Annotated in this window: 28 protein-coding genes and 1 pseudogene; 24 read left to right on the top strand and 5 right to left on the bottom strand. The window is 65.1% G+C overall.

Annotated features, from left to right (window positions below; all coding sequences use genetic code 11):
* The first annotated feature begins 96 nt into the window (after positions 1–96).
* The gene (locus CH256_RS02755; RefSeq protein WP_094641247.1) at positions 97–714 is read left to right on the top strand and encodes a LysE family translocator; all 618 of its coding nucleotides are present in this window, start codon (positions 97–99) and stop codon (positions 712–714) included.
* Between the two features lie 13 nt (positions 715–727).
* On the opposite strand, the gene CH256_RS02760 is transcribed toward CH256_RS02755, so the two are convergent.
* Positions 728–1,153: a hypothetical protein gene (locus tag CH256_RS02760; RefSeq protein ID WP_068053020.1), complete on the bottom strand. Its 426-nt coding sequence runs from the start codon at positions 1,151–1,153 to the stop codon at positions 728–730.
* Positions 1,154–1,155: 2 nt separating this feature from the next.
* Between CH256_RS02760 and CH256_RS02765 the strand changes: the two genes are divergently transcribed.
* The 6 genes from CH256_RS02765 to CH256_RS02790 all read left to right on the top strand — a co-directional run bounded on the left by CH256_RS02765 (position 1,156) and on the right by CH256_RS02790 (position 6,894).
* Positions 1,156–2,571, top strand: coding sequence for an acyl-CoA synthetase (locus CH256_RS02765; RefSeq protein ID WP_068053023.1), 1,416 nt, complete (start codon positions 1,156–1,158; stop codon positions 2,569–2,571).
* A gap of 45 nt (positions 2,572–2,616) precedes the next feature.
* Positions 2,617–3,675 carry an ABC transporter substrate-binding protein gene (locus CH256_RS02770; protein ID WP_068053026.1) on the top strand — a complete coding sequence of 353 codons (1,059 nt, stop codon included), beginning with the start codon at positions 2,617–2,619 and terminating at the stop codon, positions 3,673–3,675.
* A 71-nt stretch (positions 3,676–3,746) separates the two neighbouring features.
* The gene (locus CH256_RS02775; protein ID WP_094668808.1) at positions 3,747–4,406 is read left to right on the top strand and encodes an SDR family NAD(P)-dependent oxidoreductase; all 660 of its coding nucleotides are present in this window, start codon (positions 3,747–3,749) and stop codon (positions 4,404–4,406) included.
* Positions 4,407–4,596: 190 nt separating this feature from the next.
* The gene (locus tag CH256_RS02780; RefSeq protein WP_094668809.1) at positions 4,597–5,109 is read left to right on the top strand and encodes an OsmC family protein; all 513 of its coding nucleotides are present in this window, start codon (positions 4,597–4,599) and stop codon (positions 5,107–5,109) included.
* A 4-nt stretch (positions 5,110–5,113) separates the two neighbouring features.
* A complete protein-coding gene (locus CH256_RS02785) occupies positions 5,114–6,412 on the top strand; it encodes an O-acetylhomoserine aminocarboxypropyltransferase/cysteine synthase family protein (protein ID WP_094668810.1) in 1,299 nt (432 codons plus the stop codon).
* Positions 6,409–6,894, top strand: a complete 486-nt coding sequence (locus CH256_RS02790; RefSeq protein ID WP_068053038.1) for a CoA-binding protein — start codon at positions 6,409–6,411, stop codon at positions 6,892–6,894. The genes CH256_RS02785 and CH256_RS02790 overlap by 4 nt, the downstream gene beginning before the upstream one ends.
* Positions 6,895–6,906: 12 nt before the next feature.
* Here the strand turns inward: CH256_RS02790 and CH256_RS02795 are convergent, their stop codons facing one another.
* Positions 6,907–7,608, bottom strand: coding sequence for an SDR family NAD(P)-dependent oxidoreductase (locus CH256_RS02795; RefSeq protein ID WP_094668811.1), 702 nt, complete (start codon positions 7,606–7,608; stop codon positions 6,907–6,909).
* Positions 7,609–7,668: 60 nt separating this feature from the next.
* Between CH256_RS02795 and CH256_RS02800 the strand changes: the two genes are divergently transcribed.
* Positions 7,669–8,109, top strand: a complete 441-nt coding sequence (locus CH256_RS02800) for a MarR family winged helix-turn-helix transcriptional regulator (protein ID WP_094668812.1) — start codon at positions 7,669–7,671, stop codon at positions 8,107–8,109.
* On the opposite strand, the gene CH256_RS02805 is transcribed toward CH256_RS02800, so the two are convergent.
* Positions 8,084–8,845, bottom strand: coding sequence for an SDR family NAD(P)-dependent oxidoreductase (locus CH256_RS02805; protein ID WP_256980872.1), 762 nt, complete (start codon positions 8,843–8,845; stop codon positions 8,084–8,086). The two genes, CH256_RS02800 and CH256_RS02805, sit on opposite strands and share 26 nt — an antisense overlap.
* A 61-nt stretch (positions 8,846–8,906) precedes the next feature.
* On the opposite strand from CH256_RS02805, the gene CH256_RS02810 reads away from it, so the two are divergent.
* The 4 genes from CH256_RS02810 (at position 8,907) to CH256_RS02825 (ending at position 11,982) form a co-directional block, all read left to right on the top strand.
* Positions 8,907–9,491 carry a TetR/AcrR family transcriptional regulator gene (locus CH256_RS02810; RefSeq protein ID WP_094641261.1) on the top strand — a complete coding sequence of 195 codons (585 nt, stop codon included), beginning with the start codon at positions 8,907–8,909 and terminating at the stop codon, positions 9,489–9,491.
* A 10-nt stretch (positions 9,492–9,501) separates the two neighbouring features.
* Positions 9,502–9,933 carry a DUF1810 domain-containing protein gene (locus CH256_RS02815; RefSeq protein ID WP_068053063.1) on the top strand — a complete coding sequence of 144 codons (432 nt, stop codon included), beginning with the start codon at positions 9,502–9,504 and terminating at the stop codon, positions 9,931–9,933.
* A 10-nt stretch (positions 9,934–9,943) separates the two neighbouring features.
* Complete coding sequence (locus CH256_RS02820) at positions 9,944–10,399, top strand: 6,7-dimethyl-8-ribityllumazine synthase (protein WP_094668814.1); 456 nt, start codon at positions 9,944–9,946, stop codon at positions 10,397–10,399.
* Positions 10,400–10,749: 350 nt separating this feature from the next.
* On the top strand, positions 10,750–11,982 hold the full coding sequence (locus tag CH256_RS02825) for a DUF222 domain-containing protein (RefSeq protein ID WP_094668815.1): 1,233 nt from the start codon (positions 10,750–10,752) through the stop codon (positions 11,980–11,982).
* Here CH256_RS02825 and dapD read toward each other — a convergent pair.
* Entirely contained in the window at positions 11,902–12,855 is a 954-nt protein-coding gene (gene dapD, locus CH256_RS02830) for a 2,3,4,5-tetrahydropyridine-2,6-dicarboxylate N-succinyltransferase (protein ID WP_094641267.1), read from the bottom strand. The genes CH256_RS02825 and dapD overlap by 81 nt on opposite strands.
* A 210-nt stretch (positions 12,856–13,065) precedes the next feature.
* Between dapD and CH256_RS27915 the strand changes: the two genes are divergently transcribed.
* The 12 genes from CH256_RS27915 to CH256_RS02890 all read left to right on the top strand — a co-directional run bounded on the left by CH256_RS27915 (position 13,066) and on the right by CH256_RS02890 (position 22,453).
* On the top strand, positions 13,066–13,209 hold the full coding sequence (locus tag CH256_RS27915; protein ID WP_156516329.1) for a hypothetical protein: 144 nt from the start codon (positions 13,066–13,068) through the stop codon (positions 13,207–13,209).
* Positions 13,210–13,255: 46 nt separating this feature from the next.
* Complete coding sequence (locus CH256_RS02840) at positions 13,256–14,200, top strand: SMP-30/gluconolactonase/LRE family protein (protein ID WP_094668817.1); 945 nt, start codon at positions 13,256–13,258, stop codon at positions 14,198–14,200.
* A gap of 11 nt (positions 14,201–14,211) precedes the next feature.
* Entirely contained in the window at positions 14,212–15,297 is a 1,086-nt protein-coding gene (dapE, locus tag CH256_RS02845) for a succinyl-diaminopimelate desuccinylase (RefSeq protein ID WP_094641273.1), read from the top strand.
* Positions 15,298–15,307: 10 nt separating this feature from the next.
* A complete protein-coding gene (locus CH256_RS02850) occupies positions 15,308–16,114 on the top strand; it encodes a TIGR00730 family Rossman fold protein (RefSeq protein WP_094668818.1) in 807 nt (268 codons plus the stop codon).
* Positions 16,111–16,674 carry a TIGR00730 family Rossman fold protein gene (locus tag CH256_RS02855; protein ID WP_094641277.1) on the top strand — a complete coding sequence of 188 codons (564 nt, stop codon included), beginning with the start codon at positions 16,111–16,113 and terminating at the stop codon, positions 16,672–16,674. Before CH256_RS02850 ends, CH256_RS02855 begins: the two co-directional genes overlap by 4 nt.
* 92 nt (positions 16,675–16,766) lie before the next feature.
* Complete coding sequence (locus CH256_RS02860) at positions 16,767–18,542, top strand: long-chain-acyl-CoA synthetase (protein ID WP_094668819.1); 1,776 nt, start codon at positions 16,767–16,769, stop codon at positions 18,540–18,542.
* 36 nt (positions 18,543–18,578) lie between these two features.
* The gene (gene folP / locus CH256_RS02865; protein ID WP_094641281.1) at positions 18,579–19,439 is read left to right on the top strand and encodes a dihydropteroate synthase; all 861 of its coding nucleotides are present in this window, start codon (positions 18,579–18,581) and stop codon (positions 19,437–19,439) included.
* A complete protein-coding gene (locus CH256_RS02870) occupies positions 19,436–20,365 on the top strand; it encodes a glucosyl-3-phosphoglycerate synthase (protein WP_094668820.1) in 930 nt (309 codons plus the stop codon). The genes folP and CH256_RS02870 overlap by 4 nt, the downstream gene beginning before the upstream one ends.
* Before the next feature lie 31 nt (positions 20,366–20,396).
* The gene (locus CH256_RS02875) at positions 20,397–20,723 is read left to right on the top strand and encodes a DivIVA domain-containing protein (protein WP_068053083.1); all 327 of its coding nucleotides are present in this window, start codon (positions 20,397–20,399) and stop codon (positions 20,721–20,723) included.
* A complete protein-coding gene (locus tag CH256_RS02880) occupies positions 20,720–21,328 on the top strand; it encodes a DNA-3-methyladenine glycosylase I (RefSeq protein ID WP_094668821.1) in 609 nt (202 codons plus the stop codon). The genes CH256_RS02875 and CH256_RS02880 overlap by 4 nt, the downstream gene beginning before the upstream one ends.
* 95 nt (positions 21,329–21,423) lie before the next feature.
* On the top strand, positions 21,424–21,591 hold the full coding sequence (locus CH256_RS02885; protein WP_008714277.1) for a DUF3117 domain-containing protein: 168 nt from the start codon (positions 21,424–21,426) through the stop codon (positions 21,589–21,591).
* 103 nt (positions 21,592–21,694) lie between these two features.
* Positions 21,695–22,453, top strand: coding sequence for a methyltransferase domain-containing protein (locus tag CH256_RS02890; protein WP_094668822.1), 759 nt, complete (start codon positions 21,695–21,697; stop codon positions 22,451–22,453).
* Here the strand turns inward: CH256_RS02890 and CH256_RS02895 are convergent.
* A pseudogene (locus CH256_RS02895) lies at positions 22,432–22,654 on the bottom strand (methyltransferase type 11); the annotation flags it as partial. The gene CH256_RS02890 and the pseudogene CH256_RS02895 sit on opposite strands and share 22 nt — an antisense overlap.

Raw genomic sequence — 22,654 nt, forward strand, 5'->3', positions numbered from 1 at the left:
CAATTCTCATCGAGAAGCGGAATCCCGTTCGCCGAACCGAATAGTGGACACTCACGTCAGTTGGACCCAACTCGAACCGGGTGTTCTCATGTACCCATGACCCTCAGCCTGCTGCTCAGCTTCGCCGGTGTGTGCTTTCTGCTGGCGATTCTGCCCGGGCCCGATTCGTTTCTGGTGCTGCGTTACAGCATCGGCGGTCTCAAGCCCGGGATCGCGGCGGCGATGGGCGTCGCGATCGGTGGACTGTTCTGGGCGGTGCTGGTAGCCGTCGGGCTGGCGGCGATCGTCGAGCAATCCGCGACCGCGTATCGCGTCGTCAAGATTCTCGGCGGACTGTATCTGCTGTACCTGGGCGTGAAGGCTTTCCGCGCCCGACGGAAGAACAAGGTGGCCGGTGAGCCGCTGGTGCCTGTCGCTGCGTCTGCGTGGTCGGCGTTCGGCGCCGGAGTTCTCTCGTGCGCGCTCAATCCCAAGGTCGGGCTGTTCTACCTCGCAGTGGTGCCGCAGTTCCTCACCGTGGTCACCTTCACCGGTGCCATGACGCTCGGGCTGGTCGAGGTGGTGGTGGCCGCTCTGGTGATGGGAGTGTTCTCCGTTCTCGCCTCACGTGCGGTGGCTCTGCTGAGCAGGCCCGCGGTGACCGACTGGCTGGACCGCATCAGCGCCGGATTCCTGGTCGCGCTCGGCATCGGAACTGTCGGGTCCGCCGCCTAACGGAGCGCGCCGATCACGGCTCGAGGTCCGGCTCGCCCACGTCCCAGCCGCCGCGTCGGATGCGCAGGATGTAGACCAGTTCGTTGCTGCCGAACGCCTCGACGGTGGTGAAGCGTTTGGGCTCCGTGTTGACCTCGGGATTGCGTGCGTGCGCTTCCTCGTAGAGCTGAGTCGCTCGAAGATCGGCCAACTCCACACGGGTCCAGAAGTCGTCGGACTGCACCGAGTAGACCAGCCTGGGCGCGCCGTCGGTGACGTGTGCGATGTCGATGTCGTCATCGTCGGAATCGGAGTCCTCGAGGTCCAGGTCGAGGTCGTCCTGGGAATCGGTGTCCTGCTCGGCGTCGGTTCCGATCAGATAGACACCCGCCTGCAGGTCACCGGCGGCGACCGTCATGTACTCGGCGTAGTCGCCGGTGTCGATTCCGTCCACGTCCATGTATGTACGGTAGCCATGTGCTGCTTCGTTCACTGAACCCACTCGCCGTTGCGCGGGGAGACGACATTCCCGACGCCATCACGATCGACGGAGTCTCGCTCTCTCGTGCCGACATCCTGGGCGCGGCGACGTCCGTGGCCGAACGTATCTCGCGTGCCGACCGACTGGCGGTCTACGCGACTCCGTCGGTGAAGACGGTGCTCGCTGTTGTGGGTGCACTCATCGCCGGTGTCACCGTGGTGCCGGTTCCGCCCGACGCCGGGGTGGCCGAACGTGAGCACATCCTCCACGACTCGGGCGCGCAGGCGTGGCTCGGTGAAGCGCCGCCGGACACCTCCGGACTCGAGGTCCTGCCGGTGCGTCAGCATGCACGGTCGTGGCACAGCTACCCCGAACCGCAACCGTCCTCGGTCGCGTTCGTGCTCTACACCTCCGGTACCACCGGCCCGCCGAAAGGCGTGTTGATTTCTCGCAGTGCCATCGCGGCCGGGCTCGACGCGTTGGCGCAGGCCTGGGCCTGGACATCGAGAGACACTGTGGTGCAGGGACTTCCGTTGTTCCACGTGCACGGTCTCATCCTCGGCGTCCTCGGCCCCCTGCGAGTGGGCAGCCCGCTGATCCACACCGGGAAGCCGACGCCGGAGCTCTACGCGGCAGCGCGCGGATCCCTGTACTTCGGGGTGCCGACCGTATGGTCGCGTGTCGCCGCGGACGAGGCGTCGGCCCGCGCCCTTGCCGGTGCCCGACTGCTGGTTTCCGGTAGTGCGCCGCTCCCGGTCCCGGTGTTCGAGAAGCTACGTGAACTCACCGGCCAGGCCCCGATCGAGCGATACGGCATGAGTGAAACCCTCATCACCATCAGCACCCGCGCCGACGGGGAGCGTCGAGCAGGCTCGGTGGGACTGCCGGTCGCAGGCGTCGAGACCCGGCTGCGCGGTGAGAAGGGTGAAATCCTGCCGCACGACGGCGAATCCATCGGAGCGTTGCAGATCCGCTGCCCCATGCTGTTCGACGGCTACCTGAACAACCCGGACGCGACGGCGAAGACCTTCACCGAGGACGGGTGGTTCGACACCGGAGACGTCGCTCTCGTCGAGCCCGACGGCTTCCACCGAATCGTGGGACGAGCCTCGACCGATCTGATCAAGTCCGGCGGCTATCGCGTCGGCGCAGGGGAGATCGAGACGGTGTTGCTGGGGCATCCGAGCGTCGACGAGGTGGCCGTGGTCGGTGTGCCCGACGACGACCTCGGCCAGCGCATCGTGGCGTACGTCGTCGGCACCGATGTGGAGGATCGAGTGCTGATCGATCTGGTGGCCACCGAGCTCTCGATTCACAAGCGGCCCCGCGAGATTCGAGTGGTCGACTCTCTCCCACGCAACGCGATGGGCAAGGTCCAGAAGAAGTTGCTCGGCTGATGACCCCTTGACGGCATAGGTTAGGCATGCCTATTGTTTCCGGTCATGACCGCACCTGCGCCTGAATCGGCCGCCGCTTTCGCTCTCGGAGCACACCGATCGGAGGCAACCATCATCGAGGCGGCGACGCGTCGTGAGTTCCTCATCGGCAGCGTTGCCCTCGCTGCGTTGATCGCCGGCTGCGGTAGCGGTGAGGAGCAGGCCACGGGCGATGGGACGGTAGGGGACGGCTATCCCCGCACGATCGTCGACGATGCGGGTGAGTCCGTCGTGATCGACCGTCGACCGCAGCGGGTTGCCTGTGTGGCCAACCTGTGGGATCTCGATACAGTACTTGCGCTCGGGGTCGTCCCCGTGCAGTTCGGGGTGCGCGAGGGCTTCGCCGAGATGATCGGCGCACCGAACAGATCATGGGAGTGGCACGAGAACGCCCTCGCCGAACTCGGTGGGACGAGTGAGCGGATCTCCCTCGGTGAGTCGATCGACACCGAGCGCATCGCAGCCGCCGAACCCGATCTCATCATCGGCGACGACGGGGTGGCCGATTCCCGTTCTCAGCTCGAATCGCTTGCCCCGGTGGTGCAGATCGCGTCGTTCGATTGGCGGGCCAACCTCGAGATGATCGGTGACGCACTCGACCGGCGAGATCGCGCCGACGAGCTCATCGCGGACACCGACGCCAGGATGTCCGCCGCGCTCGAAGGGCTCGACGTCGGCGGTGCCACCGTCGGCTTGATCGCCGCCTACGACACGTCCATGTTCTACGGGCTCGGTCACGAGTCGATCCCCGCCGTCGATCTGTTCCGGCGAGCCGGGTTCACGACGGTCGCCGCACTGTCCGACGGAGCGACAGCCGACGCCCCGCGTCCCGAATTTTCCGCCGAGAACGCCGACGTCCTCGCCGATGCCGATGTGCTCGTCGTGTTCGACTTCGGCTCGGCCGGAATCGTCGAGACCGGACTGTTCACGTCGTTGCCGAGCGTCGCAGCGGGCCGGGTGGTGGTGCTCGAACAAGGTGAAGTGGCTCAGGGCTTCTCGACGTTGAGCCCGCTCAATCTCGACCTCTGCATCGACGTGGTTCGCCGTGCGGCCGAACTGCTGTGAGTACACGCCCCGGGCAGCGTCGTTCGGCCGGTCGTCAGCGAGCGTTCGAGTAGGCGGTTAGCCTCGAAATCATGACCTCTCTCGACGGCGCACGCATTCTCGTATTCGGTGCCAGCGGCGGTCTCGGCGGACCGATCGTCGAGCAGCTCGCGAAGGCCGGGGCTCGGTTGACTCTGAGCGGCCGGAGCATCGAGTCGGACCATCACACGGTGAACGCCGATCTGACGCTGCCCGATTCGGCCCGATCGGTGGTCGCGGAGGCCGTCGAACACCACGGCGGATTGGACGGAATCGTCATCGCCGCGGGCGTTGTGGCGTTCGGACCGGTGACCGAGGTGGACGACGACACCGTCGACGAATTGCTGCTGCTGAACTATCTGGCACCGCTACGCGTGCTTCGAGAAGCACTGACCACTGTGGATCAGGGCGGGTTCGTGCTCAACATCAGTGCCGTCGTGGCCGACAAGCCGATGCCGAACATGGGTGCCTATTCGGCGAGCAAGGCAGCGGTGAGCGCGCTGCTGAAAAGTGTTCGTACAGAAGCGCGGAAGTCGAAGATCAGGATCGTCGACGTGCGTCCGCCGCACACCGAGACGGGGCTTGCGACGCGGCCGATCGCCGGGCAGGCACCGAAACTACCGCAGGGTCTGACGCCGGATGCGGTGGCAGCACGTATCGTCGCGGCGATCACCGACGACGAGACCGATGTCGGCGCGGATCAGTTCTCGTAAGCTATTGTCGGCATCGTGACCGAGACACACGTGACCGACGCAGCCAGAAGGCTCGTGCGTCGTCGCACCATCGACTTCGGTCTCGTCTGCACTTCTTCCTGTTCGTAACTGTCGATCGAACCCATCCCCGACGAGCATTTCGCGCTCCTCGGGTAGTTCCGGCAACCCTCGAATCGAACAGGAATTCTCCATGACCACATCTGTATCCCACATCGGCGGCGTCATCGCTGCCACCGACGATGCCGTGCAGGCCGACGCCAAGAACGCCCACGCGGTGTTCCGTGCCTCCGCCACCGCGCACGATGCCGTCGCGAGCACCGTCACCTTGGGCAAGTTCAGCGTCGAGGTCGACGAGCCGCCCGCCCTCGGCGGTGAGAACAAGGCCGCCAACCCGGTCGAGTACTACCTGGCTTCGCTGCTGTCCTGCCAGGTGGTCACCTACCGCGTCTGGGCCGAGAAGCTCGGTATCGTCGTCGACGACATCAAAGCCAAGGCCGAGGGTGACCTCGACGTTCGCGGATTCTTCGGTTTCGACGACAATGTCCGTCCCGGATTCGGTGAGGTGCGCGTCGTCCTGACCGTCACCGGTCCCGAGAGCCGGGAGCGGTACGAGGAGCTGCAGAAGGCAGTCGACGACCACTGCCCCGTGCTGGATCTGACGCGCAATCCCACCCCGATTCACACCGTTCTCGAAACGGCCTGATGTCATGAGCGAACGGACATTCGGCCTGCGTACCAGAGCAATTCACGCCGGAGCGAGACCGGATCCTTCCACCGGTTCGCGTGCTGTGCCCATCTATCAGACGGCCAGCTACGTGTTCGAGAATTCCGCGGACGCAGGCGATCTGTTCGCTCTGCAGAAGTACGGCAACGTCTACAGCCGCATCGGCAACCCCACGGTCGCCGCCTTCGAGGAGCGCATCGCGAGCCTCGAAGGCGGCATCGGGGCGGTGGCGTTCGCCAGTGGGTTGGCGGCCGAGTTCGCAGTGTTCGCTGCGCTTGCCGGCACCGGCGACCACATCGTCGCCGCGGCCGGGCTCTACGGCGGCACGGTGACCCAGCTCGACGTCACGCTACGTCGCTTCGGCGTCGAGACCACGTTCGTTCCCGGTACCGATCCTGCGGATTACGCAGCAGCGGTGACGGATTCGACCAAGCTGATCTACGCGGAGATCATCGGCAATCCGTCGGGGGAGATCGCCGACCTCGAGGGTCTCGCCGCCGTGGCCCACGATCACGGAATTCCGTTGGTGATCGACGCGACAATGGCGACGCCGTGGCTGAGCCGGCCCATCGAATTCGGCGCCGACATCGTGATCCACTCGGCCACCAAATTCCTCGGTGGTCACGGATCGACGCTCGGGGGAGTGGTGGTCGAATCCGGGCGATTCGATTGGGGCTCGGGCAAATTCCCGCAGATGACGGCCCCGGTGGATTCGTACGGCAGTCTGTCGTGGTGGGGGAACTTCGGCGAATACGGCTTTCTGACCAAGCTGCGCAGCGAGCAGTTGCGCGACATCGGCGGCGCACTCGCACCGCAATCGGCATTCACGTTGATCCAGGGAGTGGAGACGCTGCCGCAACGCATGGACGCGCACGTCGCCAATGCTCGGGTGGTCGCCGAGTGGCTCGAGGCAGATCCCCGGATCGAGTACGTGAGATGGGCCGGGCTGCACAGTCACCCACACCACGACCGAGCAGCGAAGTACCTCCCCACCGGTCCCGGTGCGGTGTTCGCCTTCGGAATCGACGGTGGCCGCGAGGCCGGGCAGGCGTTCGTCGAGAGCGTCCAGGTCGCCAGCCACGTCGCCAACATCGGTGACGTGCGCACGCTGGTTATCCACCCGGGCAGCACCACGCACCGACAACTGACCGACGAGCAACTGCGCGGAGCAGGTGTCGGTCCCGAGCTGATTCGTATCAGCGTCGGCCTCGAAGACGCCGAGGACATTCTGTGGGACCTGGATCAGGCCCTGACACTGGCAACAGGAAAGGCTCGGTCATGAGCGAACGCACCTGGCAGGGCCCGTCCGCGCCGCAGCGGCAACGCATCCTGCGAGAGACGAAGACCGTCGCGATCGTCGGTGCGTCGAAGAACCCCTCGCGGGCAAGCTACTTCGTCAACCGATACCTCTCGTCGACGAGCAACTACGAGATCTTTCTGGTGAACCCGACGGTCACCGACATCGAAGGAACGACGGTCTACCCCACACTCGCCGACCTACCGAAGCCGCCGGATCTGGTCGACGTGTTCCGCAAGTACGACGACCTTCCTGCAGTGCTTTCGGAAACCATTGCAGCGCAGGCAAAGACGATCTGGCTTCAGCTGGGGCTGTGGCACGAGCAGGTGGCCAACGACGGCGAGGCAGCGGGATTGAACGTCGTCATGGATCGGTGCCTCAAGATCGAACACGCCCGATTCCACGGGGGATTGCACCTGGCCGGATTCGATACGGGAGTAATCGATTCGCGTCGGACACGGGGGTAGGCGGCGTACGCCTCACCACGTGAGGACGGTGTTGTCCTCGAAAACCAGTCCGGTGGATCCGTCGGCGTCGAGGGTGGCGAGTCGAATCGCCACGGCCGCACCCTCGTCCGGCGATCGCGTTCCGCGGAATCCATTGAAGTCGGTGGCGACGTGCCCAGGAGCTGCTCCGTTGACCTTGATCGGGGTATCGGCAAGGTCTCGGGCGTAGTGGACGGTGAGGGCGTTCAGAGCGGTCTTCGAGCTCGAATACGCCATCGATGGCGTGCCCACCCATGCGCCGTCCTCGCCGATGGAACCGCGCTTGCTGGTGACGTTGACGATCCGACCGGCCGGGGACTCTCTCAGTAGCGGCAGGAATGCGTTGGTCACATCGACGACGGCGAAGACGTTGACGTCGTACACCTTTCGCAGATCCGACGAATTCTCCTCGATAGGGCGGTGATAGCCGACGTTGATGCCTGCGTTGTTGATCAGAGCGTCGAGGTGGCCCACTTCGGTGTCGATGTGTCGGACGGCCTCGTCGATGTCGTCGGCCGAGGTGACATCGAGCCGAATCGGGCGTACGTCTCCGTCGATCCCGGTGGCCGCGGTGACGCCCCCGGCGAGATCTCGCGAGCCCAGATAGACGACAAACCCCTGGGCGGCGAGGCCGCGGACGATGGCAAGGCCGATGCCTCGGTTGGCACCCGTGACCAAAGCAGTGTGTGTTGTCATATCAACACCATGCACCCGGTTGTGTTGTCATGTCAACAGGTCGGTGGATAGGGTGGCGCAATGACGCTGTTGAACGAATCCGAGATGGCCCTGTGGCACGCGTGGAAGCGGGCGCAGGACGCCGTATGGACTCGCGTCACCGCGGAGATCGCGGACAGAACTGGCTTGTCGGATCAGGACTTCGCGGTTCTGACCCGAGTGCACGAAATAGGGCATGGGGTGCTGCGACAGAGCGCATTGGCGGCGTTGCTCGAGTGGCATCGCAGTCGGCTGTCGCATCATCTGACCCGAATGGCCGACCGCGGACTGATCACTCGTCGTCCGGTCGACGGGGGAGTGGAGGTAGTTCTCACCGAGGTGGGGCGCGACGCCGTCGTGCGCGCGCGGCCCGTTCACGCGGAGGCGGTCAGACGGTATCTGCTCGACGCGATTCCGGCTTCCGAGCGAGTGGTGTTCGAGCGTATCCTTGCCGGCCTCATGCTTTCAGCAGCCGACCACTGATCACGGTGGCCAGTGCACGTGGAGCAAAACGGACACTGCCGGCGCTGATCTTGTTGGACAGGCCGGACACGATGCTGGCGGGGGTGCGGCGAGAGTCCAACGCGCGCAGAGCCGTCGCGACCACTTGCTCGGAGGTCTGGAAGTTGCCCACCGCGGCGTCCTCGGATCCGACGACGTCGAAGAACTCGGTGCGGGTAGGGCCGGGGGAGAGCGCGAGAATCTTCAGCAGCGAGGCGCGGTGCTCGAAGGCCAGCGCTTCGGTGAAGTTCAGGACGAATGCCTTCGTTGCGCCGTAGACGGCCATGTTGGGTGTGGGTTGGTACGCGGCGGTACTCGCGACGTTGATCAGTGCGCCGGTCAGGTTCGGCAGGAATGCGTGAGTGAGGTCGACCAGCGCACTGATGTTGAGGGCGATCTCTGCGGCCGCGCGCTTCGGATCCTCGTCGGCGAACTTCCCGTGCGTGCCGAAGCCTGCGTTGTTGATCAGTGTGGTGGGTGTGATTCCCCTGTCCGCCAATGTGGTTCGAAGGGTTTCGCCGATGCCGGGGACGCCAAGATCCATGGCTACGACGGTGGCCGTCACCCCGTGATCGGCTTCGATGCGCCGTGCCAGGGCGTTCAGTCGATCGGTGCGTCGCGCCACGAGGACGACGTTCTCGCCGCGTGCGGCGAAGCGGGTGGCGAATTCCTCGCCGAGCCCCGAACTTGCTCCGGTGATGAGCGCTGTGGAAGTCATGGCTGCCAATGTAGGCAGTGTCAGCATTGTTGTCAACGCCAACATCACCTAGGGTGAGGGCATGGCAACGCAGCGCTACCACCATGGCGACCTGCGCGCGGTGTTGCTCGACGAGGCCGAACGGAGCATCGCGCACGGCGGGGTCGACGCGTTGTCGCTTCGGCAGCTGGCCAGAGATGTCGGCGTCAGTCATGGTGCCCCGGCGCGCCACTTCCGCGACAAGCAGGCGCTGCTGGATGCATTGGCGCTGCACGGATTCGAGGAATTGAATCGCCGGATGGTCGCAGCGGCAACGGGACCCGGTGAGCTGATGGCCAGGTTCCGTGGCGTCGCCCGTGCCTACCTCGGATTCGCCGTCGAACACCCGGAGTTGCTGGACGTCATGTACAGCACCAAGCACCACCCCGACGCCAGTGAGAAGCTGAAAAGCGTTGCACACGAGAGTATGACCGCCACCGAGGCTTTGCTGAAGGAGGCGATGGCGGCCGGTGTGATCACCGAGGCTCCACCCGAGATACTCGCGCGCGTCGCTTTCGCGAGCGTGCACGGACTCGCGATGCTGGCCACCGGCGACCTGCTCGACGGCGTCCCGACCGAGGATCTGCTCGACGCCACAGTCGACACTCTGCTGCGCGGGTTCACCTAAGTTGAACGGCATGACCGAATACGACCTGCAACGCTTCGTAGATGCTCAGGACCCCGTCTGGACCGCGGTGACGAAGGAACTGAAAGCAGGGCGAAAGCAGACACACTGGATGTGGTTCGTGTTCCCGCAATTGGCCGGATTGGGGCGCAGTGCGACTGCCCAACACTTCGGCATCGCCGATCTGATCGAGGCGGAGCTGTACCTGTCCCACGAAGTATTGGGTCCTCGCTTGAAGAAGGCGGCCCGGCTTGTGGTGGCTGTCGAGGGGCGGACCGTCGACGAGATTTTCGGTTATCCCGACAACCTGAAGCTGCATTCGTCCATGACGCTTTTCGCCGAAGCTACCAAGGGGCCGTCCGTATTCGGCGAAGTGTTGCAGAAGTATTTCGCCGGTGAATTCGATGGCCCGACACTCGACTTGCTCGACGAGCGATACCGCTAGCATCGCACTCATGACCACTCCACTCGCCGGATCCATTGCTTTCGTCCACGCCAGCTGGCACCTGGACATCGTCGATCGCGCGCGGGTGGGATTCGCCGCCGAACTGGAGAAGCTCGGACAGGCCGAGACGCCGCTCGACGTGTTCGAGGTGCCCGGGGCCTTCGAGATCCCACTCCATGCACAGCGGTTGGCCAAGACGGGCAAGTACGCCGCAATCGTCGCCGCTGCGCTGGTGGTCGACGGCGGAATCTACCGACACGATTTCGTCGAAACAGCGGTCATCGACGGCCTGATGCGAGTGCAGCTGGACACCGACGTGCCGGTGTTCTCGGTAGTGCTGACACCACACCACTTCCACGAACACGACGACCACACAGCCTTCTTCACCGCGCACCTGGAGAAGAAGGGTGCCGAGGCTGCACGCGCAGTGGTGAAGACTCTGGCGTCGCTGGGGACCATCGGCTGACGCTGGTCCGAGCCGCCGATATCGATAGCGACGGAAGGCCGGTTCGACGCCGACTGGGAGGCCGGCGGGTTCGAGCTACGGGAAGTTGCACCCGAGAACTTCCTGCTGACGTACACCCTGCTGCTCGACGACCGGCTCACCCGCAGGGTCACGGTGTGGCAGCGAAGTAACGATGCATGGAAGATTCTCTACCACCAAGGAACTGTGGTGGTCGACCGCGAATCGTGAAGAATGAGTCGGCTCCTATCACACGCCACCGACAATTTTGATTCTCGAATCCTTATGCAGGGCAATGGTTTTCGATTGCACCATGGTTGCCGGTCGAACGCGCGTTCGATACACTTGCTCCCATGACCACGGAGATCTGGCAACTGAGCGAGAGCGAACTCCTCGCCGACGCCGCCGCGGTCTCCCACCGAATCCAGTTGCTCGAGGCCCGCCGGATCGCCCTCGTCGCCGAGATCGACACCCGCGTGAGCCGGGAGAAGCTCGGCTTCCCCGGACCCGCCGGCTGGCTGACCTCCACCACCCTGCTCTCGCCGTCCAAAGCCACCAGGATCGTCGCCCTCGCCCGCGGCATGGCTGCGTTTCCCGACATCGCCGACGCCGTGAACACCGGTGTGATGTCCGTCGATCACGCCGCGCTGATCCTCACCTTCGCCGAAACACCCCCGGAGAACCTGCCGGAAGAGGGCCGCGATGCCGCGCGCGCCGCCTTGATCAAATCTGCGACAGGGACCCGACGCGCGCACCGGCCGGATCCGAGCAGCGATCACCAGACTCGAAGACAGCTTCGGCACCAAGAAACCACCCGCCGAGAACACCGACCGCAACGAACTCTTCGCCTCCACAACCCTCAACGGGCGGCTGGTACTCAAAGGAGACTTCGATGCTGTCACTGGCGAGAAACTGCTCACTGCGCTCTCCCCGTTGACCGAACCCCACCCGCCGCCGACGGCAGCCAAGACGATCGCAGCCCCGCCAGGCGCAGAGCCGACGCCTTCGGACACATCCTCGACCAGTACCTCGCCTCCAGGGATCGCCCCATCGAAGGCGGTGAACGCCCGCACCTGAACCTGCACATCCGGTTGCAGGACCTCACCGACCTCCGCGACATCGCCGACGACATCACCGACGACGAAACCTCACGCGCAGCAACAGAATCCGACACCGACACCGCAGATCCAGTCGACATCAACACCCGACGGCGGCCCCACCGACATGAACAATCTGGTTCTGTTGTGCGGGTTCCACCACCGCCTCATGCACCACTCCGATTGGGAAGTGTTCATCGGCACCGACCACCACCCGTGTGGGGGCACCTCCCGCTTGCGGGGGCTCGTACCACCGGCAACCGTCGACCCGTATCGAGAACCCAGACCATCACACGCCCGCGCAGGCCCCCACATCGCGTGAGCCCCAGGACAGACTCCAGCCCCGCACCGAGAACACGGTGCGGGGCTGGACGAGATTGTTCGACAGGCCGATTGGGGTGGAGCAAGCTAGTCGTTGGCGTGCAATGCCGCGTTCAGTTCGACGCCGGTGCCCTTCCACGGCACCACCTCGACAGCACCCGACAGTGAGTTGCGACGGAACAGCAGGTTCGACTTGCCGGACAACGTGGCAGCCTTCACCACTGTCCCATCCGGACCGCTCACCTTCGTGCCGGCGGTGATGTAGAGCCCGGCCTCGACGACGCAGTCGTCACCGAGCGAAATGCCGAGCCCGGAGTTGGCGCCCAACAGGCAGCTCTTACCGACGGAGATGACGTTCTTGCCGCCACCGGAGAGCGTGCCCATGATCGACGCACCGCCACCCACGTCGGAACCGTCGCCCACCACGACACCCGCGGAGATACGTCCCTCGACCATCGAGTTGCCGAGCGTGCCGGCATTGAAGTTGACGAAGCCCTCGTGCATGACCGTCGTCCCGCTGGCCAGGTGCGCGCCGAGACGAACGCGGTCGGCGTCGGCGATACGAACTCCGGTGGGAACGACGTAATCGACCAGGCGCGGGAACTTGTCGACTCCGTACACGGTCACCGGACCGCGGGCGCGCAGCTTTGCGCGCACCGTCTCGAAACCGTCCACCGCAGCGGGCCCGAAGTTGGTCCACACCACGTTGGCCAGCAGACCGAACACTCCGTCGAGGTTCTGCCCGTGCGGCTGAATCAACCGGCGCGACAGGAGATGCAGTCGCAGATACGCATCGTGGGCGTCGATCGGGGCGTCGTCGAGCGAGGCGATGCTGGTGCGCACTGCGACGACCTCGACGCCGCGCGCCTCGTCCGGTCCGACGAGAGCGGCCAGCTCCTCGGGGACGTCCGAACCCTCGAGCCGGGTGGTGCCGGTCTCGAAGCCCGACCCGAGCTCCGGGCTCGGAAACCAGGTGTCGAGAACAACGCCCGACGTCGTGATGTTGGCTATTCCTACTGCTGATGCTCCATGTGCGCTCACGGGACGAAGAATACGCGGTGGGCCGAATGCGGTGGGCTCGGCAACCGGCTCCGGTCGGCGACTGTTCTGCACACGGTCTCGGGCGTGCGGATTGCGGGAACACCTCGATTCGGGTGCTGCGTCGGTTCGTTATCGGTTCGACTGCCGAGCGTGATCGCATCGGGATGCAGGCCGACGAATCGGCGGCGGGGAGCTGACAGAGTGTGTCCGGTGATCACTCGTACCGCCTCCCGTAGCCGTGGCGCGACCTCGGTGATGGCGGGCAGTGTGTCCTTCACCGGGTTGGTGACCACCCTGGCGACGACGATCGTGCTCGGAGTCGCGCTGGGTTTGGTTGTCACAGGCGCGTGGTAGACATCGTCATCGGCTGACAGGGGGTCGCCGAGGCTGGGGGAGTGCCATGAATTCGAGCATGTCCGCGCGCGTGCGTTCGGTCGTCACGGCTATTGCTGCCGCTGTGGTGGTGTCGAGCGGTGTCGTCCTCGGCTCCGGCACCGCAGCCGCAGATCCCGATTGCGCCGGAGCAGGCGGGCCGTCGGCAGTGGTCGCACGAATCCCGGGGTCAGCTCTGGAAGGACTGGCAGTCGACGCGTCGGGCCGCGCCTACGTCACCGACATCGTCTCCGGCCGGGTGTACCGCATCGACGCGCCAGGACAGGCCGCCTATCCCATCGCGATGGTCCCCAGCGGAGGCGGTGGCGCTCTGGCCTGGATGCCCGACGGCACCCTGCTGGTCGGCTACGGAGCGGACCCTCGCGTCTTCGTCGGAGACATCGTCAGGGCCGCGGGGATCGTTCGACTCGACGTCGACACTCTCACCGTCACTCCGTTCGCGTCCGGTCTGAGCGCGGCCAACGGCCTTGCCGTTGCCGCCGACGGAACGGTGTACGCCACCAACGACTTCGGCTCGCTGATCGCCCGGATCGGCCCCGACGGTTCGGTCGACCCGGCGTGGGCGAGCTTCCCCAGTGCCAACGGCGCGGTGCTCGACGCCGCCGATCGGTACCTGTACGTCTCGCGGACTTTCGTGAACCCGGGCGTCAGCAGGATCCCGATCGCCGACCCCTCGGCACCGGAAAGTGTTCTCGACCTGTCGGGACTCGACGGCTTCGCGGCTCCGGACGGGCTCACCCTCGACGATGCGGGACGCCCGGTGGTGCCGCTCAACGCAGGCGGCTCCGTCGTCCGCATCGATGCGCCGGGGGCGACATGTGTCATCGGCACCGGTACGCGGTTGACGAGCGTCGTGGCCTACGGACGTTCCGACCAGGGCTTCTCGAGCGGAAGATTGTTCGGTGCCGGCTTCGACGGCGTGGTCCGCGAGATTCCGGGATCCACGGCCTAGAGTTTTCTCCCGTGACGCTCGAACTGCATGCCGACCCGATAGACCTCACCGCGGCACTGGTGGACATCCCCAGTGTCAGTGAGGACGAATCGCGCATCGCAGACGAGGTGGAGCAAGCGCTTCGCGAGCAGACGACGGGCTTCGAGATCATCCGCAGCGGCAACGCCGTGCTGGCCCGAACGAACCGCGGACTCGCATCGAGGGTGATGCTCGCGGGTCATCTCGACACGGTTCCCATCGCAGACAACGTGCCGTCGAGGCGCGAGCACGACAGCGCCGAGGGCGACATTCTGCACGGGTGCGGAACCGTCGACATGAAGTCGGGTGACGCGGTGTTCCTGCACCTCGCCGCCACGATCGACAACCCTGCGCACGATCTGACCCTGGTGTTCTACGACTGCGAGGAGATCGCGGCCGCGCGGAACGGACTGGGCCGGATCGAACGCGAACTCCCCGAATGGCTCGCTGCCGACGTCGCGATCCTCGGCGAACCGTCCGGCGGATTCATCGAGGCGGGTTGCCAAGGGACGCTGCGGGTTCGGCTGACGGCGTCGGGAACACGGGCTCACAGTGCCCGATCCTGGTTGGGCGACAATGCAATTCACAAATTCGGTGCGGTCCTCAATCGACTCGCCGCGTATCGCGCGCGCACAGTCGATATCGACGGCTGCGTGTATCGCGAAGGGCTGCAAGCAGTCCGGATCTCCGGTGGGGTCGCGGGCAATGTTGTTCCCGACGCAGCCGAACTCGACGTCAACTTTCGCTTCGCGCCGGATCGCAACGTCGACGACGCCGTCGAACACGTTCGTGAGGTCGTCGAGGGACTGGATCTCGGCTTCGAGGTCACCGACTCGTCGCCCGGAGCACTTCCCGGTTTGAACCGACCCGCAGCGTCCGCTCTCATCGAGGCAGCGGGCGGACAGTTCCGGGCCAAATACGGCTGGACGGACGTCTCCCGCTTCTCGGCGCTCGGGATCCCGGCGGTCAACTACGGACCCGGCGACCCCAATCTGGCCCACAAGCGCGACGAACGCGTACCCGTCGAGCAGATCACCCATGTCACACAGGTGCTCCGGAGCTACCTCTCTGCCGGATAGCCTGAACGCCATGAACAGCGACCAGGGCCCAAGCGGTTTCGAGGAACACGGCGGTTTCGAGGACCACGACAGTTCCGAGGGGCACGGCAGCGAGAAGCCGGCCAAGCACAAGGGATCCGTAGTACTTCGGCGTGGCCGGAACACCGAGACCTCCACTTCGGATCAACGGCTGCTCGACGAGCGAGGGCCAGGAAACTGGATTCACTCCGACACCTGGCGAGTGCTGCGCATCCAGAGCGAATTCGTCGAGGGATTCGGTGCGCTGGCCGAGGTCCCGAAGGCCGTGACCGTGTTCGGTTCGGCGCGCACCCCCGTCGACCATCCCGAGTACGAGCGCGCCCGGCAACTCGGAGCCGCTCTCGCGAAGGAGGGCTTCGCCGTCATCACCGGCGGCGGTCCCGGGGCGATGGAAGGGGCCAACCGCGGTGCGAGCGAGGCCGACGGCTACTCGATCGGGCTCGGCATCGAGCTGCCGTTCGAGCAGGGCCTCAACGAGTGGGTCGATCTGGGCGTCAATTTTCGCTACTTCTTCGTGCGCAAGACCATGTTCGTGAAGTACTCCCAGGCGTTCGTGTGCCTTCCCGGCGGTTTCGGTACTCTCGACGAACTCTTCGAGGCGCTGACCCTGGTGCAGACCGCCAAGGTCACGAAATTCCCGATCGTGTTGCTGGGCAAGGACTTCTGGTCTGGATTGCTCGAATGGATAAAGACGACTCTCGTGAAAGAAGGCAAGGTGTCCGAGAAGGACCTCGACCTCATCCACTGCACCGACAGCGTCGACGAGGCTGTCCGGATCGTCCGCGAGGCCCAGCATTGAGCGAGCGAGCATCGACCGAACGCGCGCTCAGCGTCTGCGTTTACTGCGCGTCGGGTCCCGTGGACTCTTCGTTCATCGACCTGGCCGGTGAGGTCGGCACCGAGATCGGTCGGCGAGGCTGGCAGCTCGTCTCGGGCGGCGGGAACGTCTCGATGATGGGCGCGGTCGCCGCGGCAACGCGAGCAGCGGGCGGCAATACGGTCGGCGTGATTCCGAAAGCACTCGTGCACCGTGAGGTCGCCGATGTAGACGCCGACGAGCTGATCGTCACCGACACGATGCGTGAGCGGAAGAAGATCATGGAGGACCGCGCCGACGCGTTCATCACCTTGCCCGGTGGGATCGGGACGTTGGAGGAGCTGTTCGAGACATGGACGGCGGGCTACCTGGGCATGCACAGCAAGCCGATGGTGATGCTCGATCCATTCGGACATTTCGACGGCATGATGCAGTGGATAGAAGGTTTGCGAGAGACCGGATTCGTCCAGCAACGCGCCCTGGACGCCCTGGTCAGAACGTCGACCGTCGATGCAGCACTGGATGCCTGCGCAACGTTGTGACAGGTCACCAAGCGCGGCCACGAAGTGAGATGCTCAAAGTTGTTACTCTCAAGTAGGGTAAGAAATCTCACATCGTCTTCAAAGGGGAGTTCATGGCTGTCGATGCCCGTCAGAAAATTGGAGTGACCGACCTCGCGGTCGCGTTGCCGAAAATGGTGACGGAGGTGCCTAGTCTGCTCAAGGGCCTGGCGGGATTCACCCGCAAGCCCGACCACAAAGCGTCGATCGGTCAGGTCTTCCAGGACGCCGCCGCGAAGAACAGCGACCGTCCGTTCGTGCGGTTCGAGGGCGAATCGATCACCTATCGGGACGCGAACGAACTCGTCAACCAGTACGCGGCGGTGTTCGCGGACCACGGGGTGAAGCGCGGCGACGTCGTCGGCATTCTCAGCAAGAACAGGCCGGAGGCACTGTTCGCCGCGCTCGCTACCGTCAAGCTCGGTGCCACGGCGGGAATGCTGAACTACAACCAGCGCGGTGACGTGCTCGAGCATAGCCTCGGCATTCTCGACGCGAAGGTCCTCGTGCTGGACGAGAGCGCACAGGAAGCTCTCGATTCGCTCGACGGGGAGCCGAAGGTCGGAGCAGTACTGCCGCTGAAGAAGCTGGCCGAGCTCGCGGCGACGGCGTCGACGGCCAATCCGAAGGTCACCGCCGAGATCCAGGCCAAGGAGAAGGCGTTCTACATCTTCACCTCGGGCACCACCGGCATGCCGAAGGCCAGCCTGATGAGCCACTTCCGCTGGCTCAAGTCGATGTCCGGTCTGGGCAACATGGGTGTGCGGCTGCGCAGCAACGACGTCATCTACTGCTGCCTGCCGCTCTACCACAACAATGCGCTGACGGTGACGCTGTCCTCGGTGCTCGCAGGCGGCGCGACGATGGCCATCGGCAAGCAGTTCTCGGTGAGCAACTTCTGGGACGACGTCCGGCTCAACAAGGCCACCGCGTTCACCTACATCGGTGAGCTGTGCCGCTACCTGCTGACACAGCCGGAGAAGCCTTCCGATCGGGACAACTCGGTCAAGCTGATCGTCGGCAACGGACTGCGCCCGGAGATCTGGGAAGAGTTCACCCAGCGATTCGGCATCTCCCGCGTTGCCGAGTTCTACGGTGCCAGCGAGTGCAACATCGCATTCATCAACGCCCTGAACATGAAGAAGACCGCAGGCGTCTGCCCGTTGCCGTACGCCGTCGTCCAGTACGACGAGGAGTCCGGCAAGGCCAAGCGCGGCCAGGACGGCAAGCTCCGCAAGGTCGGCAACGGCGAGGTCGGACTGCTGCTGTCCAAGGTCACCGACCGAGCACCGTTCGACGGCTACTCCGACGACAAGGCCACCGAGAAGAAGCTGGTGCGCGACGGATTCAAGGACGGCGACGCTTGGTTCGACACCGGCGACCTGGTCCGCAAGCAGGGCTTCATGCACGTCGCGTTCGTCGACCGCCTCGGTGACACCTTCCGCTGGAAGGGCGAGAACGTCGCGACCACACAGGTCGAGGGAGCCCTGGGTGGGCACTCGTCGATCGACGGTGCCGTCGTGTACGGCGTCGACATCGAGGGAACCGACGGCAAAGCAGGCATGGCTGCGGTGACGCTGCGCGAAGGCGAGACCTTCGACGGCAAGACGATGGCCGAGCACCTCTACGACAAGCTCCCGACGTACGCGGTGCCCCTCTTCGTCAGGGTCGTCGAGAGCCTCGAGCAGACGTCGACGTTCAAGAGCCAGAAGGTGGCCCTGCGAAAGCTCGGCTACGAAGAGGACAGCGACAGCGACCTGTACGTGCTGCGTGGCAAGTCCGGTGGCTACGAGAAGGCGTACGACGGTTACGTGGCCGAGGTCGCCGCAGGCAAGGCACCCAAGGGCTGAGCACTCGAAAGATGCTCACGTGCCACTATTGATTTCATGAGCACTCTCTGCGGCAAACCGGTCGCCGACGATCGCGCATTGGTCATGGCGATCGTCAATCGCACCCCCGATTCGTTCTACGACGGGGGTGCGAACTTTTCCGACGACGCCGCGATGGCGTCGGTGCACCGGGCCGTCGCGGAGGGTGCCGACATGATCGACATCGGCGGTGTGAAGGCCGGCCCCGGCGCCATCGTCGACGCCGAGGAGGAGATTCGCCGTGTCGTTCCGTTCGTCGAGGCCATCCGGGACGCGTATCCAGAGCTGCTGATCAGTGTGGACACCTGGCGCAGCGAGGTCGCTCGACTGGCCTGTGGCGTCGGCGCGGATCTGATCAACGACACGTGGGCCGGGGCCGACCCGGAGCTGGTGCGCGTCGCTGCCGCCGAAGGTGTCGGCATCGTCTGCTCGCACACCGGCGGGGCGGTGCCCCGTACGCGCCCGCATCGTGTTCGGTACACCGATGTGGTGGCCGACGTGATCGCCGAAGTCACCGCCGCCGCGGAGAACGCCGTCGCGGAGGGGGTGAAAAAGGATTCGATTCTCATCGATCCGACGCACGACTTCGGGAAAAACACCTATCACGGGCTCGAGTTGTTGCGTCGCGTGGACGATCTTGTAAACACCGGGTGGCCTGTGCTCATGGCGCTGAGCAACAAGGACTTCGTAGGCGAGACTCTAGGGGTAGAGCTCGCCGACCGGTTGGAGGGAACATTGGCAGCGACAGCATTGGCCGCAGCAGGCGGAGCCCGAATGTTCCGGGTTCACGAAGTTGCGTCGACCAGAAGAGTCGTCGACATGGTGGCAGCGATCCAGGGTCTGAGAACCCCGGCGCGGACGGTCAGGGGTCTGGCATGACACTCGCAGATCGAACGGACGTCACCAGGGCGTGGTCCGAGACCAACAGCTGGGACACCCCGCAATGGACCGTCGCCGAACTCGAGGCCGCCAAAGCGGGCCGAACGGTGTCGGTGGTACTCCCGGCGCTCAACGAGGAACAGACGGTCGCCGCCGTCATCGACACGATCCACCCGTTGCTCGGCGGTCTCGTCGACGAGCTGATCGTGTTGGACTCCGGTTCCACCGACGAAACGGCTGTGCGCGCGACGGCGGCCGGTGCACGGGTCATCAGCAGAGAAGAAGCGGTACCAGGGATCGACCCGGTACCAGGCAAGGGCGAGGTGCTGTGGCGATCGGTGGCTGCGTCGACCGGTGACCTCATCGCGTTCGTCGACTCCGACCTGATCAACCCCGATCCGGCGTTCGTACCCAAGTTGCTCGGCCCCCTGCTGATGGGCGACGGCATCCACCTCGTCAAGGGTTACTACCGCCGTCCGTTGCGGACCAGCGGAACCGAGGACGCCAACGGCGGTGGACGCGTCACCGAGCTGGTGGCACGGCCGCTGCTCGCTGCGTTGCGGCCCGAGCTGACCGGGGTCATTCAGCCCCTCGGGGGCGAGTACGCCGGTACGCGTGAGCTTCTGTCCGCGGTGCCGTTCGCGCCCGGCTACGGAGTGGAGATCGGGCTGTTGCTCGATACCTACGACAGGCTCGGGCTGGGGGCGATCGGCCAGGTGAATCTGGGAGTGCGCAAGCACCGCAACCGCCCGCTGGTCGAACTCGGGGCGATGAGCCGACAGATCGTCGGGACCATGCTCAACCGCTGCGGGATGGTCGATTCCGGTGCCGGTCTTCTGCAGTTCCGCGTCGACGGTGACTCGTTCGAGCCGTTCTCGACCGAGGTGTCGTTGTTGGATCGACCGGCGATGAACTCGCTGAAATAGTCGTGTCGGGCGGTCGTGACAAGATCGAGGCATGTTGACGCTGCTGATCTACGTCGTCGTCATTGCCGTCGTCGCTGCTGCATTGTTCTTCGTGGCGTCGGCGGTGTTCGGTCGCGGTGAGGAACTGGGCCCGTTGCCCGAGGGAACCACCGCGACCGTTCTGCCCGCGGAGGGCGTCACCGGTGCCGACGTGCGCGCGCTGAAGTTCCAGCAGAGCCTGCGGGGTTACAAGCCCAGTGAGGTCGACTGGGCACTGGAGAGACTCGGCGGCGAGATCGACATGCTTCGTTCGCGATTGTCGGCCGCGCAGTCCTCGGGTACCCCGCAGTCGGCCGCATCCGAGCCGGACGGGCAATGAGTGCTGTCGCCGGACCGGACGGCAAGCTCCGCTGCCCGCGGGGTGCCACCGACGACTCTGTGTATCGGGATTACCACGACGTCGAGTGGGGGCAGCCGCTTCACGGGCGCAACGAGCTCTACGAGCGACTGTGTCTCGAAGCGTTCCAATCGGGTCTGGCGTGGATCACGATCCTGCGCAAGCGCGAGAGTTTCCGCACCGCATTCGCCGGTTTCGATCCGGAGCAGGTGGCCCGCTTCGACGAGGCCGATGTGGATCGGTTGATGAACGACGCGTCCATCGTGCGCAATCGGCTCAAGATCGAGGCAGCGGTGAACAACGCGCGCGCCGTCGTCGATCTCCACGACACCGACCTCGACACCCTGCTGTGGTCCTTCGCGCCGGAACCCAGGCCGGCGCGCCTGACCGAGTTCTCCGAAGTGCCCGCCTCGACTCCCGAGTCCACAGCCATGGCCAAGGAGCTCAAGCGGCGTGGTCTGCGGTTCGTCGGTCCGACAACCGCCTACGCCCTGATGCAGGCCACCGGAATGGTCGACGATCACCTGTCGGAGTGCTGGGTGCAGGTCACGAATACCGACTCCGTTTCCCGGTATCGAGGTCGATAGGGAAGAATAGGAGTCAACACCCGTCGCCCCGCGACGAATTTATCTTTTAGGCCGAGGCGCCGAGTTGGTGGGCGCAGATCTGGAGGGAGCAGAGGATGGCGGCGATGAAGCCCCGGACCGGGGACGGTCCCCTCGAAGCAACCAAAGAGGGACGAGGAATCGTCATGCGTGTCCCGCTCGAGGGGGGCGGCCGCCTGGTCGTCGAATTGACCCCTGACGAGGCCGCGGCACTCGGTGACGAACTGAAGGGTGTCACCGGCTGATCGCCCTGTCGATCGATCATCGCTCAGCCCCGCTGGCCGTACCGGCAAGCGGGGCTTTGTGTTGTTTCCAGGGGTGTGCGTGCCGGTGTGAAAGAGGTGCTCGATGCTGACCGATGTCGTGGACGTGCTGTTGTGTCCGCAGTGCCGAGTGCGCGAGGTCGACTCCGGTCTCGGTGTAGGCGACACCGATCGGACGCTGTGGTGCGATCGAGGGCATTCGTTCGACGTGGCCCGGCAGGGTTACGTCAGTCTGCTCACCGGTGACGGCGGCAAGTTCGCCGGCGACTCGGCCGAGATGATCGCGGCACGCGACGTGTTCCTGGAGAAGGGGCATTTCGACCCGATCGCCGCAGCGGTCTCGGCGGGTGTGCCGGTGGACAGCGAGGTGGTGCTCGACGTCGGAGTCGGAACCGGTCACTATCTCGCGGCTGTTCTCGAGGCCTGCCCCGAGGCCCGGGGGATAGGCGTCGACGTGTCGAAGTTCGCGGCCAGGCGCGCGGCACGATCCCATCCCAGGCTGGGGTCCGTGGTCGCGGACATCTGGAGTGGACTTCCGGTGCGGTCGGGTGCGGTGTCCGCGGTGACGTGCGTGTTCGCCCCGCGCAACGCCGGTGAACTGAACCGAGTCCTCGTCGACGACGGAGTGTTGGTCGTCGTCACGCCCACGATGCGACATCAGCGTGAGCTGCGGGGGCCACTGGGCCTCATCGGCGTCGCCGAGGACAAGACCCGCCGGCTCGGCGAATCGTTGTCCGGCCTGTTCGAGCCGGTGGCGGAGTCTGCGCTCGACTACTCGATGATGCTCTCGCACAACGACATCGAGGCGCTGATCGGGACGACTCAGCGATTCACCCTGCGATAGGTCGACACCGTCACCGACGCGGTGACCTCGGTGACGTCCGGTAGCTCCCCCAGGGCAGCGGACCGAGCGTCGGGGTCACCGTGTCGCGACGACGGACCCATGCCGATCAGCGCCTCGATGTCGTTGTGCGAGAGCATCATCGAGTAGTCGAGCGCAGACTCCGCCACCGGCTCGAACAGGCCGGACAACGATTCGCCGAGC

Source organism: Rhodococcus sp. 05-2254-6 (assembly GCF_002258565.1).
In the GTDB taxonomy this organism is placed as follows: domain Bacteria; phylum Actinomycetota; class Actinomycetes; order Mycobacteriales; family Mycobacteriaceae; genus Rhodococcoides.

What these genes read in the sequence shown, in the direction of transcription:
- CH256_RS02780 (WP_094668809.1), top strand. Translation starts at nt 4,597, where the DNA reads ATGACCACATCTGTATCCCACATCGGCGGCGTCATCGCTGCCACCGAC.
- CH256_RS02770 (WP_068053026.1), top strand. Translation starts at nt 2,617, where the DNA reads ATGACCGCACCTGCGCCTGAATCGGCCGCCGCTTTCGCTCTCGGAGCA.
- CH256_RS02850 (WP_094668818.1), top strand. Translation starts at nt 15,308, where the DNA reads ATGAACAGCGACCAGGGCCCAAGCGGTTTCGAGGAACACGGCGGTTTC.
- CH256_RS02760 (WP_068053020.1), bottom strand. Translation starts at nt 1,153, where the DNA reads ATGGACGTGGACGGAATCGACACCGGCGACTACGCCGAGTACATGACG.
- CH256_RS02840 (WP_094668817.1), top strand. Translation starts at nt 13,256, where the DNA reads ATGAATTCGAGCATGTCCGCGCGCGTGCGTTCGGTCGTCACGGCTATT.
- CH256_RS02800 (WP_094668812.1), top strand. Translation starts at nt 7,669, where the DNA reads ATGACGCTGTTGAACGAATCCGAGATGGCCCTGTGGCACGCGTGGAAG.
- CH256_RS02795 (WP_094668811.1), bottom strand. Translation starts at nt 7,608, where the DNA reads ATGACAACACACACTGCTTTGGTCACGGGTGCCAACCGAGGCATCGGC.
- CH256_RS02825 (WP_094668815.1), top strand. Translation starts at nt 10,750, where the DNA reads ATGACCACGGAGATCTGGCAACTGAGCGAGAGCGAACTCCTCGCCGAC.
- CH256_RS02860 (WP_094668819.1), top strand. Translation starts at nt 16,767, where the DNA reads ATGGCTGTCGATGCCCGTCAGAAAATTGGAGTGACCGACCTCGCGGTC.
- CH256_RS02885 (WP_008714277.1), top strand. Translation starts at nt 21,424, where the DNA reads ATGGCGGCGATGAAGCCCCGGACCGGGGACGGTCCCCTCGAAGCAACC.
- CH256_RS02870 (WP_094668820.1), top strand. Translation starts at nt 19,436, where the DNA reads ATGACACTCGCAGATCGAACGGACGTCACCAGGGCGTGGTCCGAGACC.
- CH256_RS02875 (WP_068053083.1), top strand. Translation starts at nt 20,397, where the DNA reads ATGTTGACGCTGCTGATCTACGTCGTCGTCATTGCCGTCGTCGCTGCT.
- CH256_RS02890 (WP_094668822.1), top strand. Translation starts at nt 21,695, where the DNA reads ATGCTGACCGATGTCGTGGACGTGCTGTTGTGTCCGCAGTGCCGAGTG.
- CH256_RS02810 (WP_094641261.1), top strand. Translation starts at nt 8,907, where the DNA reads ATGGCAACGCAGCGCTACCACCATGGCGACCTGCGCGCGGTGTTGCTC.
- CH256_RS02775 (WP_094668808.1), top strand. Translation starts at nt 3,747, where the DNA reads ATGACCTCTCTCGACGGCGCACGCATTCTCGTATTCGGTGCCAGCGGC.
- folP (WP_094641281.1), top strand. Translation starts at nt 18,579, where the DNA reads ATGAGCACTCTCTGCGGCAAACCGGTCGCCGACGATCGCGCATTGGTC.
- CH256_RS02755 (WP_094641247.1), top strand. Translation starts at nt 97, where the DNA reads ATGACCCTCAGCCTGCTGCTCAGCTTCGCCGGTGTGTGCTTTCTGCTG.
- CH256_RS02805 (WP_256980872.1), bottom strand. Translation starts at nt 8,845, where the DNA reads ATGACTTCCACAGCGCTCATCACCGGAGCAAGTTCGGGGCTCGGCGAG.
- CH256_RS02820 (WP_094668814.1), top strand. Translation starts at nt 9,944, where the DNA reads ATGACCACTCCACTCGCCGGATCCATTGCTTTCGTCCACGCCAGCTGG.
- CH256_RS02880 (WP_094668821.1), top strand. Translation starts at nt 20,720, where the DNA reads ATGAGTGCTGTCGCCGGACCGGACGGCAAGCTCCGCTGCCCGCGGGGT.
- CH256_RS02790 (WP_068053038.1), top strand. Translation starts at nt 6,409, where the DNA reads ATGAGCGAACGCACCTGGCAGGGCCCGTCCGCGCCGCAGCGGCAACGC.
- CH256_RS02765 (WP_068053023.1), top strand. Translation starts at nt 1,156, where the DNA reads ATGTACGGTAGCCATGTGCTGCTTCGTTCACTGAACCCACTCGCCGTT.
- CH256_RS02815 (WP_068053063.1), top strand. Translation starts at nt 9,502, where the DNA reads ATGACCGAATACGACCTGCAACGCTTCGTAGATGCTCAGGACCCCGTC.
- CH256_RS02785 (WP_094668810.1), top strand. Translation starts at nt 5,114, where the DNA reads ATGAGCGAACGGACATTCGGCCTGCGTACCAGAGCAATTCACGCCGGA.